This is a genomic window from Pseudomonas sp. S2_H10, assembly GCF_054668285.1.
Window position 1 is genome coordinate 4,776,903 of sequence record NZ_CP162754.1, and the last position, 11,889, is coordinate 4,788,791.

Here is an 11,889-nt window from a genome sequence, read left to right on the forward strand (position 1 = left end):
CGTGGGTCGGGACGAGGGGCCGTGACCTCTCGTCCGCCTGACCGTTACACGCTTGATAACAAAAATAAGACAAAGCTCTTGAGGAGGCTGCATGGCCTTTCACCCAATCGCCGCTGACGATGACGACGCAGGTTGCGTCGGCGTTGCGCGCCAATATGCCTGGATCGTCTTTGCACTGACGTTCGGCCTGTTGATTTCCGATTACATGTCGCGTCAGGTGCTGAACGCGGTATTCCCCCTGCTCAAGACGGAGTGGGCGTTGAGCGACGGACAGCTCGGGTTGTTGAGCGGCATCGTCGCCCTGATGGTCGGCCTGCTGACTTTCCCGCTGTCATTGATGGCCGACCGCTTCGGCCGGGTCAAGAGCCTGGCGTTGATGGCGATGCTCTGGAGCGTGGCCACCCTGGGCTGCGCGCTGGCGCAGGATTACCAGCAGATGTTCATTGCGCGATTCATGGTCGGCGTCGGCGAAGCCGCCTACGGTAGCGTCGGCATCGCGGTGGTGATTTCGGTGTTCCCCAAACACATGCGCGCCACCCTGGCCAGCGCCTTCATGGCCGGCGGGATGTTCGGCTCGGTGCTGGGCATGGCCCTGGGCGGCGCCATCGCGGCGAAGCTTGGCTGGCGCTGGTCGTTCGCCGGCATGTCGTTGTTTGGCCTGTTTCTGGCGGTGCTCTACCCGATCATCGTCAAGGAAGCGCGCATTGCGCCACAACGTGCCGCGCAGATCGCGAACAAGACGGCCGCGGCGGTCAAGCGCCCGCTGAGCACCTTGTGGTCGAGCCGTTCGGTGGTAGCGACTTACATCGGCAGCGGCTTGCAGTTGTTCGTCGGCGGGACGGTGATGGTGTGGATTCCCAGCTACCTCAACCGCTACTACGACATGCCCACCGACAAGGCCGGCGGCATGGCGGCGATCATCGTGTTGTGCAGCGGTGCGGGCATGATCCTGTGCGGCATGCTCAGCGACCGCCTGTGTCGCAACTCGCCGGAGCGCAAGGTCAGCCTGGCTATCGGCTTTTGCCTGGGCAGTTGCCTGTTGCTGTCGGCGGCGTTTGCCTTGCAGGCAGGACCGGTGCAACTGCTGCTGATCTGCCTGGGCATGCTGATTGCCACCGGTACCACCGGCCCCGCCGGCGCGATGGTCGCCAACCTGACCCATTACTCGGTGCACGGCACGGCGTTCGCCACGCTGACCCTGGCCAACAACATGCTCGGGCTGGCGCCGGGGCCGTTCATCACCGGCCGGGTGTCGGACCTGATCGGTCTGCATGCCGCGTTTCAACTGGTGCCACTGGTCAGCCTCGCGGCGGCAGCGGTGTTCTTTTATGCCAAGTGTCATTACCACAAAGATATTGCCCGCCTTCAGGGTCAGAGCGTGCCTGACCCTATCGGTGAAGCCGGGATAGAGGTGAAGTTGTGAGTCGTCGTTTACGTATTGATGTGTTTTTCGATTTTATCTGCCCGTGGTGCCTGATCGGCAAACGCCAACTGGAGCATGCGCAGGTACAGTTTCGCAGCCGCCATCCGGACGTGCAGATCACCACGGTGTGGCATGGCGTGCAGTTGTTGCCGCAGATACCGGTAGAGGGTGAGCCCTTCGCCGATTTCTACCGCAAGCGCCTGGGCAATGCCGATGCCATGACCATGCGCCAGAAACAGGTGCAGCAGGCTGCCAGTGCGGTGGGCCTGGCCATTGACCTCAGTCGCATCGAGACGATGCCCAACACCGCGGACGCCCATCGTTTGTTCGCGCGTGCCAGCACACTGGGCAATGCCAGTCAGCGTGAAATGCTGCTCGAGCGACTGTTCGCCGCTTATTTCCTCAGGCGCGAAAACCTCGGTTGCCGTGAGACCTTGCTGGCCATTGCCCGCTCCTGCGGCATCGCCACGGACGAACTGGTCGATTGCCTGATGGGCGACGCCACGCCATTTGCAGGCCCCCCAGGCGCGACCAGCGGCGTGCCGAGCTTTCAGTTCGACGGCCGTTTGACCGTGATCGGTGCGCAACCGGCCCAGGCGCTGCTCGCGGCCATGAACGAAGCCCTCAAGGAAAGTGAGCGCGAGCGGCAGCCAGCATGACCCGGCGCATTCCCGTACCGGCCGGCAAATACCCGCCGGCCGGTGGCCGGGCGCTGTTCGAATTCGAAGACAAAAGCCTGGCGCTGTTCAACGTCGACGGGCAGTTGTTCGCCATCGACGACAGCTGTCCGCATCAGGGCTCTTCGCTATGCGGAGGGCGTCTTGAAGGCCGGGTGATTCAATGCCTCGCCCATGGCTTGCGCTTCGATTTGCACAGCGGCTACCTGCTCAATTCAAGGCAGGTCAAAGTCACCAACTACCCGGTCGAGATCATCGACGGCCAGGCGTTTATCGTCATCGCAACCGAGGAGTCCGCGCCATGAGCGCCATTGCTCTCACCCGCATCCACAGCCGCACGCGCGAACTGGCACCGGGGTTTATCGTCAGCCTGATCGTGGCGGCCGCCGCTTCGTTCCTGTCCGAGCATTACGGTGCGCCGGTCATGCTGTTTGCCTTGCTGCTGGGCATGGCCCTGAATTTTCTCGCCGACGACGGCCCGTGCAAGGCCGGCGTCGAATTCACCGCCCGTACGGTGCTGCGCATTGGCGTGGCGCTGCTGGGCATGCGCATCACCCTGGAGCAAATGGCGGCGCTGGGCTGGAAGCCGATAGCGCTGGTCGTAATCCTGGTGGTGGTGACCATCAGCGTGTCGGTGATCGCCGCCAAGGCCCTGGGTTTCCAGCGTTTGTTCGGCCTGCTCACCGGCGGCGCGACGGCCATCTGCGGCGCCTCGGCGGCCCTGGCGTTGGCAGCGGCGCTGCCGAACCATCCGCAGAAAGAACGCGCCACCTTGTTCACGGTGATCGGCGTGTCGGCGCTGTCCACCCTGGCGATGATCGTCTACCCGATGATCGCCAACTGGCTGGAGTTATCGCCGCAGGTCGCTGGCGTGTTCCTCGGTGCCACGATCCACGACGTGGCCCAGGTGGTCGGCGCCGGTTACGGCATGTCGACCGAGACCGGCGACACGGCCACGGTGGTCAAGCTGATGCGCGTCGCGATGCTGCTGCCGGTGATCGTCACCGCCGCAATGATCACCCGCATGCAAGGCGCCGACCCGACCGGCAAGCGCCCGCCGCTGTTGCCGTGGTTCGCCGTCGGCTTCCTGATCCTGGCGTGCATCAACAGCACCGGCTGGATCGCTCCGGCGGTGCAAGGCGGGGTCAATGAGTTGTCGCGCTGGTGCCTGGTGATTTCCATCAGTGCCCTGGGCATGAAGACCCGCTTGCGCGAGCTGGCGGCTGTCGGGATCAAGCCGATCTTGCTGATGGTTGGGGAGACGGTGTTTCTCGTTGTGCTGGTATTGCTGTTGCTGCGCTGGGGGCTCTGAGCGCGCTGACGTTTTATGGCAGGGCCACGCGGCGTTGACTCCTCATGCCGTGGGGCTCCAGATCGGTGCTAAAAACACCGGTCTTTCGCGGCGACTGCCCCCAGCAGTCGCCGTTTTTTTATGGCGGCCAACTTGAGCATATGCCGGGTGCCGACGGGCGTTCATCGCTGTTCGCCACGTCTTGCCAAACAATAAATCGCCTCTCTTTTCCTCAGACTCAGCACAACAAACCAATGGACATATAACCACCCTGTTACTTCTGACAGTAGACAGTTGTCGCGATAAAAAATAGCTTAAACCCCACCGTATACCAGACAGTTTTCCAACGTTCGGCATACACGCCAATTTGTTGCTGACACTAAGCTTGGTCAGGGCGATTTGTAGTGCTTGCCCGAGAGATGGGAGTCTCTGCAAATGAACCTGTTCTTTTGGCTTGCACTCGTCAGCTATGCGTCGGCGTTTCTGATCATCATCTTTTTTTCAATTGCATATCTGTCACGATCCGACTTTATGCCTTATCACAGTATCGCCGTCGCCCGCCCTTGGAGCGAAGTTGAACCCCGCATGCAAGTGTTACTTCTGGCGCTGATCAAAGTGACGGGTTGGGCATGGCTGGCCGTGGCCACTGCTGGCTTCTTGCTGTTATACCTCCTGTTCTGGCAAAACGGTGGACTTGAGCAGCTTATAGTGTTTCAGCTGTATTGCTTCGTCGCTGTAACTCCTCCCATAGTTGTTGCTTGTTACGTACGTCAAAAAACCCTGGCCCCTACGCCGATACGCAGCGGCGCCCTTGTTGTGATTCTGACGCTACTGGGTTTTACATTTGCACTTCTATCGGCTCAGTTCACCTGATTGTTCCCAATGGAGGTAAAGAGCATGAATCCCGAAAGCCTGTTCTGGAAAGTCGCTAACGGCGAACTTCCCCGACCGAATGCCGCCGCACTGTTAGGTTGGAAGTTCATCACATACGATGAACAAAACAGCAAAGCCTACATCGAGTTCGACGCCAGCGCTGAATTGACCAACCCAATGGGCAATATTCAGGGTGGCATACTCTCCGCCATGCTGGATGACTGCATGGGGCCATCAGTTTATGCCAACTTATCCGCCACTCAGGTCGCTGTGACGATTGAAGCGAAGACCCAGTTCTTTCGCCCTGCATCACCAGGGCGCATTCTCGGTTGGGGGCAGGTTGAACACGCAACGAGCAAAATCTGCTTTACCACCGGCCAACTTACCAATGAAGCCCACGAGGTGCTAGCAAGAGCGACCGCCATTTACCAGATCCACAATCTCCGTTAGCACGGCGTTTGAAAGGTAGCTTCTGGATTTTTAGACTTCAGGCATTCAGGTGAAGTGGTGGATGCCTTGAGTTTTTCGCGAGCAAGCTCGCTCCTACAGGGTGATGGGTGATGGGTGATGGGTGATGGGTGATGGGTTATCGGGATAACGCAGCACCAGATCGCGACGCACATCGTTGATCACGTCGTTGAACGTACAGCGGTCGTCCTTGAATCGACTTTGCAGGGGCTTCACCTGTAATTTCTGACAGTAGACGCTGTCCGACAGCGAATGCTATCCAGAGCCCATGAACAATCCCGCTGTGCATCACGCCACGCCCACCCTCGCGGTCATCGACCCGCGCGGGCTGGCTGTGCGTGGTGTCGGCTACTGGCGCTCGACCGTCGGGCAAACAGCAGAGGCGCGGGTGACGCGGCAGGTATTTGATGCGGCGGGGCGTGAGGTTGAGCAGTGGGATGCGCGGTTGGCGATTCCGGCGTTGTGTCATGGATATAACTTGTCGGGGCAGGTACTGGCGACGGACAGCGTGGATGCCGGCTGGCGGGTGTTGCTGTCGGGGCAGACCGGTGAAAGCCTGAGCCAGTGGGACAGTCGAGGCTCGCGACAGGATTCTGAATACGACACGTCGTTGCGCCCGACGGCAGTGAGAGAGCAGGCGCTTGGTGCGGCGGTGCGGGTGGTCGAGCGTTTCGAGTATGGCGCCGCCGATTTTGAAGTCGGCAACCGGTGCGGTCGGCTGATTCGTCACGACGATCCGGCCGGTACCCGACATATGCCCGAGTACGATTTGCGGGGGCTGGCGCAGAGTGAAACCAGTCACTTTCTCACTGAGTTGGACACGCCCGACTGGCCGCTGGAGGCATCGGCGCGCGATGCGTTGCTGGAGCCTGGCACCGGACTGGAGAGTCGCTGGGCCTACAACCCCACCGGCGATTTGCTGAGCCTGGTCGACGCCCACGGCCACCGTCGGCGCTTCAACCACGACGTGGCCGGTCAGCTCACGCAAGGTTGGTTGCAACCGGCGGGAGAGGCATCACCCGGTCGCTGCCTGGTGCACGGCATTCGTTACACCCCGAGCACTCATGTCGAACGGGAAACTGCCGGCAACGGCGTTGTCAGCGAAGCCGAATACGCGCCCGACGATGGACGCCTGTTGCGCCTGGCCGCGGGATTACCCGGTGATCCACCCGTGCAAGACCTGCGTTATGCAGTCGATGCGGCCGGCAATATCGTCGGCATCGAAGACCGTGCGCTGCCGGTGCGCTTCTTCAAGAACCAGCGCATCGAGGCGCTACGCACCTTCGGCTATGACACCCTCGGTCAGTTGATCAGCGCTACCGGCTGGGAAGCCGACAAAGCCGCGTCCTATCCCGCCAGCGGTTACCGGGCGTCGAACGACGCCAACGCCGTGGTCAACTACCGCGAGGGATACGACTATGACGCGGCCGGCAACATGACCGAGCTGCGCCACCTCGGCGCACAGCCCTTTACTCGGCGTTGGGCCGTCGATTCGAACAGCAATCGCAGCTTGCTGGAGGATGATCAACCGGCGGATTTCGCCAGCGGCTTCGACCGCAACGGCAACCTGCGGTTTTTGCAGCGTGGTCAGGCGATGAGCTGGGATGTGCGCAACCAACTGTCCAGCGTGTCGCCAGTGCAACGTGAAAATGAAGGCGACGATGTCGAACGCTACCTCTACGGCGGCGGAGGTAAACGCCTGCGCAAAGTCCACACGGCCCTGACCGACGCTCGAACCGTAACCACCGAAGTGCGCTACCTACCGGGACTGGAAATCCACCAACGCAACGGCGCCCCCTCGCACCAGGTGCTGAACCTCGAGGCCGGCCGCAATCGCGTGCAGTGGTTGCGAGGAACGGACGCACCCGCGCATGCCATGCGTTATCACCTGACCGACCATCTGGGCTCCGGCACCCTAGAACTGGATGAACACGCCAACGTGCAGAGCCGCGAAGCGTACTACCCGTTTGGCGGCACGGCCTGGGAAGACCACAGCGACCAGAGTGGCGACTGGAAAACCCTTCGTTACTCGGGCAAGGAGCGTGATGCCACCGGGTTGTATTACTACGGCTATCGCTACTTTGCGCCGTGGTTGAGTCGCTGGATCAACCCTGACCCGGCGGGGGCGGTGGATGGGTTGAATCTGTATGGGTTTTTGGGGAATTCGCCGGTAGCAAGGGTGGACCGGGATGGGCGGGTGGGGAGTCCGGTATCGTCATTGTTTAAAGACGACTCACTGGCATCGTTACCTGAGAGCTTGCTTGAAACGTTAGACATGAGTGGAACAAGCCAGTTGCCGTCATTCGTCATCAACGAAGTCGACTTGGATTCACAGACTTCACAGACTTCACAGACTTCACAGATTTCACAATTGAGCATCGGGAAATTACTTGCGGCGCCGGTGACGCTGGCTGAGTTGAGTTTTGGCTGTTCCCTGGAGCCACGTATCTGCCCGACCTGCAGTAAAGCATTTACGAAAAACCGCAGTTTAACGAATCATCTTCGAACCCATACTGGTGAAAAACCCCATCACTGTGACCATCCGGGATGCGTCAAAGCGTTTGTGAAAGCGTCAGATCTTACGCTCCACAAGCGAATCCATACCGGCGAAAAGCCTTACAACTGTGACTATCCGGGATGCGGAAAAGCGTTTTCGCATAAGTCAAATCTAACGACCCACAAGCGAGCCCATACCGGCGAAAAGCCCCATCAATGTGATCATTCTGGATGCGGCAAAGCGTTTTCGTTTTCGTCAGATCTTACGATCCACAAGCGAATCCATACCGGCGAAAAGCCCTACGACTGTATATATCCTGAGTGCGCCAAAAAATTTGGCGATACAGTAGCCAGGGATAGACACAGCTGGAGCCACGTACCAAAACAAATATGTCCAGTTGTAGACTGTCTCTCTAGTGTCGGTGCCCCAACCTATATGAGAAAACATATAAAACAGAAACACCCAGGCTGGCAGCCCGGCACCGGACTGAAGGCGTTTTGGAACTACCAATAGTCCAACCGAATCAGCTTTCTTTCGGAACAACCTGCCCCGCACCCTCCACCTGAACCTTCACCCCCCCACCTTCTGCGCCCGCCAAGTCGCCGGCGGCATACCAAACTGACTGATAAACCACCGCGTAAACGAACTCGCCATCGAATAACCCAGCATGTCGGCAATCCGGCTCAGCGGATAGTTCGGGTTGTCCAGATAACGCAGCACCAGATCGCGACGCACATCATTGATCACGTCATTGAATGCACACCCATCGTCCTTGAGACGACGCTGCAGGGTGCGTACGTTCATGCCCTGGCTTTGGGCGATCTGTTCGATGGTGGCGCGGCCCATGGGCAGCAGCAGGTAGATGGCCTTGCGCACTTCGAACAGCATCGAGGTGCCCTGGTGGCCCTGCAGCGAGTCGAGGTAGCTCTGGGCGTAGCGCGCCATCGCCGGGTCGGCGTTGGGATTGGTGATGTCGAGGCTGGCGTCGGAGCAGACGATGCCGTTGAACTCGCTGCCGAACTCCAGGGTGCAGCCGAACAGGCGCCGGTGCAGGTGCAGGTTGTCCGGCGCCTGGTGCATGAAGTTGACGCTGTAGGGGTGCCAGTGCGAGCCGAGCAGGGCCGAGCACAGCCGGAACATCACGCCGATGGCCAGCTCCGTGGCCTGGCGGCTGGGCATGGGCGTTTCGGTGACCACCTCTTCGCGGATGATCACCATCTTGCCGGCCTCTTCGATGAAGATCGCCAGTGAATCGTTCATCAAGTGCCGGTAATGCACCACCACCTGCAAGGCATCGCGCAGGGTGCGCTGGTGGCTGAGCAGCAGGCTGACCACGCCGAAGTCCGAGAGCTGGCGCGACTCGGCCATGCTCAGGCCGAAGGTCTGGCAGCCGCTGGCGACGGCCGAGTCTTCGAGCAAGCGGACGGCGGCATCGATATGGATGCGGTGTTCAGGGGCTTGCAGTTGGGCCCTGCTCAGGCCGACAGCGGCCAGCACGTCGCGCGGGTTGAAGCCCAGGTACTGGGTGACCTCCAGGTAGTTGGTCAAGACGGCGGCGCGAACAAGCTTGGTCATGCGAAGGTCTTCCCTGTGCCGATGGCGAATGGCGTGAGCGTGGCGACTATATCCAGCGTATCAACAGTTGAACAGTTGTCATGTCGTTGATGGTTTTCATGCCGTGCGCTCACCCATCCTCTACGCTGCATGGAGCCATCAGCGCTCATCCGTTGATTACAGTGACCCTGCGCCAACCTGCGGGATTTTTCGACCAGTGGTCGCACTGTCCAAGTGTCCGACAATTTGTCATCAAAAGAAAAGTGCCTGACGTCCAATGTAAAGCGCTTCGGGCGGGCGCTCTTTAATGTCGACCCTACAAAAAGCCCCTGGCGAAAACAGCCAGTCGAGTTATCGAGAAAGCGAAGGTGTTGACCGTGGACAAACTGCAAACTGCCGCCACCGTTCTGATCGTCCCGGGTCTGCGCGAGCACGTGGCCGAACATTGGCAAACGTTGCTGCAAGCCAGGCTGGGCAATGTGCGTAGCGTCCCGCCGCTTACGACCGACAAGCTCGATTGCATGGCCCGTGTGCGGGCGATTCAACACGAACTCGAACAGATCGACGGCCCCGTGATCCTGGTGGCCCACAGCGCCGGTGTGTTGATGGTCGCGCACTGGGCGGCTCACTACAGCCGTCCGATCAAGGGCGCTTTACTGGCCGCGCCACCGGATCTCGATGCGGTCTGGCCAGCCAATTATCCTTCTTCCGAAACCCTGCGTAGCCAGGGCTGGAATCCTCTGCCACAAGGCCCGCTGCCATTTCGCAGCATCGTGGCCGCAAGCACCAACGATCACCTTGCCACGCTGCCTGCGGTCGCCCGCATGGCAGAAGGCTGGGGCGCCGAATTGCTCGACCTGGGCGATGTCGGTCACCTCAATCCGGCCTCGGGATTTGGCCACTGGCCGCAAGCCGAAGCACTCATTCTGGAGCTGGACCGCTAGTACAAGGAGCTGGACTGGCAGTACGCCACCGGCATTTGCCCTCATTCCTTAAACGCAGGCACAACGATGCTTGCGTGAGGGCGGCTGCGCTAAAACAAATACAAAAAGGGCGGAGACAACGCAATGCACAACAACAAGAATCACGGCTTCACCGCAGCACGCTACACCTTGCTGGCCTCGGCCATTCTGGCCGTGATCGCGCCGATGGCCCATGGGGTCGAGATCGACCTGGGCAACCCGGACTGGACTGCGCGCCTGGATAACACCGTCAAGTACAACTACGGCGTGCGCACCGAAAGCGCCGACAAACGCATGTTGGCAACGCCGAACAACAACGACGGCGACTACAACTTCCGCAAGGCCGGCACCAACATCACCAACCGTGTCGACCTGTTGACCGAAATGGATGTGGTCTACAAGAACGCCATGGGCTTTCGCGTCAGCGCCGCCAGCTGGTACGACAAGGCCTATGACAACACCGGTTCCAACTCCAACCCGTTCGTCAACGGCAACGATGCGCGTTCGGGCCTGATCGCCAACGACCCGCGCCTGGCAGGGGTCACCCGTGACAACGTCGGCAACGGCAGCTCGCACCTGAGCAACTATGCCCAGCGCTACTACAGCGGTCCTTCGGGGGAGATCCTCGATGCCTTCGTGTTCTACAGCACCGAAGTGGGCGAGGAGTCGATGTTCAGCGCCAAGGCCGGTCAGCACAACGTGTTCTGGGGCGAGACCATTCTCAACCCGGTGCACTCGGTCAGCTACGGCCAGTCCGGCCTCGACCTGGCCAAGCTTGCCGCGTCGCCGGGTACCGAAGCCAAGGAACTGTTCGTTCCGCGTAACCAGCTGTCGATGTCGTTCACCGTCAATCCCGAGCTGACCGTGGGTGCCCAGTATTTCCTGAACTGGGATGCCGCGCGCCTGCCGGAAGCGGGCACCTATTACGGTGGTTCCGACCTGGTCGGCTTCGGCGCGCAATCGTTCCTGTTGGGCAACACCAACGGCGTGGTACCGGGCAGCCCGCTGGGTTGTGGCCTGGCGCCGTGCAACGCCTTGACCAATGTGCGTCGTGGCAAGGACCTGACGCCACATGACAGCGGCGACTGGGGCGTCATGGCCAAATGGTCGCCGGCCTGGCTGGATGGCACCCTCGGCGTTTACTACCGCGAAACTTCGGAAATCCTGCCGCAAGCTTACCTGGACGCCAGGGGCATTACCTCGGCCAACCCCAACGGCACCCGGCCGGCAGGGCAAGTGCCAGCGGTGGTCAACACCCTCAATTCGCTGGACACCGCCACCTATCAACTGGCCTACGCCGACAACATCAAGATCGTTGGCTTGAGCCTGTCCAAGGATGTCGGCGGGATCAGCGTCGGTTCCGACCTGAACGTTCGTCACAACATGCCGCTGGCCAGTATCCCGGCGATCGTCAGTACCCGCAGCCCGCTGGGCCTGGGGCAAGGGCTTGGTCTGCTGCCTGCACGGACCGACGCCACCGGTGTGGTCTATGACACCCCGAGCCGCGGCGACAGCATGAGCGCCACCGGCGACACCCTGCACTGGACGCTCAACGGTCTGATGACCCTGCCGAAAACGCCGGTGTTCGATCAGGCAACCGTGCTGGCCGAGCTGTACTACAGCAACCTGCTCAAGCTCGATAGCGAAAACGAGGCGCTCTACAAAGGCAAGAGCAGCTATCGCGGCATCGACGCGCCGACCCGTGACAACTGGGGTCTGGCGGTCAACTTCACACCGACCTGGTACCAGGTGTTCCCGGGTGTCGACCTCAACGCGCCGATGTCGGTCAACGTCGGTCTCGACGGTGTGTCGCCGGTCTCCGGTGGTGGTGCCAAGGACACCGGCAACTATGCCGTGGGCGTCGGTGCCGTTGTGTACAACAAATACTTTGTCGACCTGAAATACGTGGACTCCTTCGGCCAGACCGACAAGTGCAACAACAGCGGTGTGAGTACCGGTTCCAAGGCCGGTGACGGCTCCACCCCGAACGCCTTCAGCGGCAACGAAAACTACGCCTGCTACGCCGGTGGCTACTCGTCCTTCTCCGGAGGCGGAGCCACGACCGAGGACCGTGGCGCCGTGTACCTGACGATGAAAACAACATTCTGATTCACCACTGATTTGCTCAATGCAAGCAGGAGAAT

General features: G+C 60.5%; 10 protein-coding genes and 1 pseudogene. 9 read left to right on the forward strand and 2 right to left on the reverse strand.

Annotated elements, in window-relative coordinates; translation table 11 throughout:
- Positions 1–91 precede the first annotated feature (91 nt).
- From AB4O16_RS21415 to AB4O16_RS21440, 6 genes are all read left to right on the forward strand, one after another.
- Complete coding sequence (locus tag AB4O16_RS21415) at positions 92–1,423, forward strand: MFS transporter (protein WP_160387145.1); 1,332 nt, start codon at positions 92–94, stop codon at positions 1,421–1,423.
- Complete coding sequence (locus AB4O16_RS21420; protein WP_460155748.1) at positions 1,420–2,082, forward strand: DsbA family oxidoreductase; 663 nt, start codon at positions 1,420–1,422, stop codon at positions 2,080–2,082. The genes AB4O16_RS21415 and AB4O16_RS21420 overlap by 4 nt, the downstream gene beginning before the upstream one ends.
- On the forward strand, positions 2,079–2,405 hold the full coding sequence (locus AB4O16_RS21425) for a Rieske (2Fe-2S) protein (RefSeq protein WP_160387147.1): 327 nt from the start codon (positions 2,079–2,081) through the stop codon (positions 2,403–2,405). The genes AB4O16_RS21420 and AB4O16_RS21425 overlap by 4 nt, the downstream gene beginning before the upstream one ends.
- Positions 2,402–3,412 (forward strand): YeiH family protein, encoded by a 1,011-nt coding sequence (locus AB4O16_RS21430; RefSeq protein WP_110662420.1) that lies wholly within the window; start codon positions 2,402–2,404, stop codon positions 3,410–3,412. Before AB4O16_RS21425 ends, AB4O16_RS21430 begins: the two co-directional genes overlap by 4 nt.
- A gap of 414 nt (positions 3,413–3,826) precedes the next feature.
- Positions 3,827–4,264 carry a hypothetical protein gene (locus AB4O16_RS21435; RefSeq protein WP_160387148.1) on the forward strand — a complete coding sequence of 146 codons (438 nt, stop codon included), beginning with the start codon at positions 3,827–3,829 and terminating at the stop codon, positions 4,262–4,264.
- Between the two features lie 24 nt (positions 4,265–4,288).
- Positions 4,289–4,714 carry a PaaI family thioesterase gene (locus AB4O16_RS21440; protein WP_160387149.1) on the forward strand — a complete coding sequence of 142 codons (426 nt, stop codon included), beginning with the start codon at positions 4,289–4,291 and terminating at the stop codon, positions 4,712–4,714.
- 129 nt (positions 4,715–4,843) lie between these two features.
- Here the strand turns inward: AB4O16_RS21440 and AB4O16_RS21445 are convergent.
- A pseudogene (locus tag AB4O16_RS21445) lies at positions 4,844–4,948 on the reverse strand (AraC family transcriptional regulator); the annotation flags it as partial.
- 52 nt (positions 4,949–5,000) lie between these two features.
- Here AB4O16_RS21445 and AB4O16_RS21450 point away from each other — a divergent pair.
- Positions 5,001–7,742, forward strand: coding sequence for an RHS repeat-associated core domain-containing protein (locus AB4O16_RS21450; RefSeq protein WP_460155749.1), 2,742 nt, complete (start codon positions 5,001–5,003; stop codon positions 7,740–7,742).
- A gap of 57 nt (positions 7,743–7,799) precedes the next feature.
- Here the strand turns inward: AB4O16_RS21450 and AB4O16_RS21455 are convergent, their stop codons facing one another.
- Positions 7,800–8,804 (reverse strand): AraC family transcriptional regulator, encoded by a 1,005-nt coding sequence (locus tag AB4O16_RS21455; protein WP_460155750.1) that lies wholly within the window; start codon positions 8,802–8,804, stop codon positions 7,800–7,802.
- 356 nt (positions 8,805–9,160) lie between these two features.
- On the opposite strand from AB4O16_RS21455, the gene AB4O16_RS21460 reads away from it, so the two are divergent.
- Positions 9,161–9,727 (forward strand): RBBP9/YdeN family alpha/beta hydrolase, encoded by a 567-nt coding sequence (locus tag AB4O16_RS21460; RefSeq protein ID WP_460155751.1) that lies wholly within the window; start codon positions 9,161–9,163, stop codon positions 9,725–9,727.
- 123 nt (positions 9,728–9,850) lie between these two features.
- Positions 9,851–11,854, forward strand: coding sequence for a DUF1302 domain-containing protein (locus AB4O16_RS21465; protein ID WP_460155752.1), 2,004 nt, complete (start codon positions 9,851–9,853; stop codon positions 11,852–11,854).
- Positions 11,855–11,889: the final 35 nt, after the last annotated feature.

What these genes read in the sequence shown, in the direction of transcription:
- AB4O16_RS21415 (WP_160387145.1), top strand. Translation starts at nt 92, where the DNA reads ATGGCCTTTCACCCAATCGCCGCTGACGATGACGACGCAGGTTGCGTC.
- AB4O16_RS21425 (WP_160387147.1), top strand. Translation starts at nt 2,079, where the DNA reads ATGACCCGGCGCATTCCCGTACCGGCCGGCAAATACCCGCCGGCCGGT.
- AB4O16_RS21430 (WP_110662420.1), top strand. Translation starts at nt 2,402, where the DNA reads ATGAGCGCCATTGCTCTCACCCGCATCCACAGCCGCACGCGCGAACTG.
- AB4O16_RS21435 (WP_160387148.1), top strand. Translation starts at nt 3,827, where the DNA reads ATGAACCTGTTCTTTTGGCTTGCACTCGTCAGCTATGCGTCGGCGTTT.
- AB4O16_RS21440 (WP_160387149.1), top strand. Translation starts at nt 4,289, where the DNA reads ATGAATCCCGAAAGCCTGTTCTGGAAAGTCGCTAACGGCGAACTTCCC.
- AB4O16_RS21450 (WP_460155749.1), top strand. Translation starts at nt 5,001, where the DNA reads ATGAACAATCCCGCTGTGCATCACGCCACGCCCACCCTCGCGGTCATC.
- AB4O16_RS21455 (WP_460155750.1), bottom strand. Translation starts at nt 8,804, where the DNA reads ATGACCAAGCTTGTTCGCGCCGCCGTCTTGACCAACTACCTGGAGGTC.
- AB4O16_RS21465 (WP_460155752.1), top strand. Translation starts at nt 9,851, where the DNA reads ATGCACAACAACAAGAATCACGGCTTCACCGCAGCACGCTACACCTTG.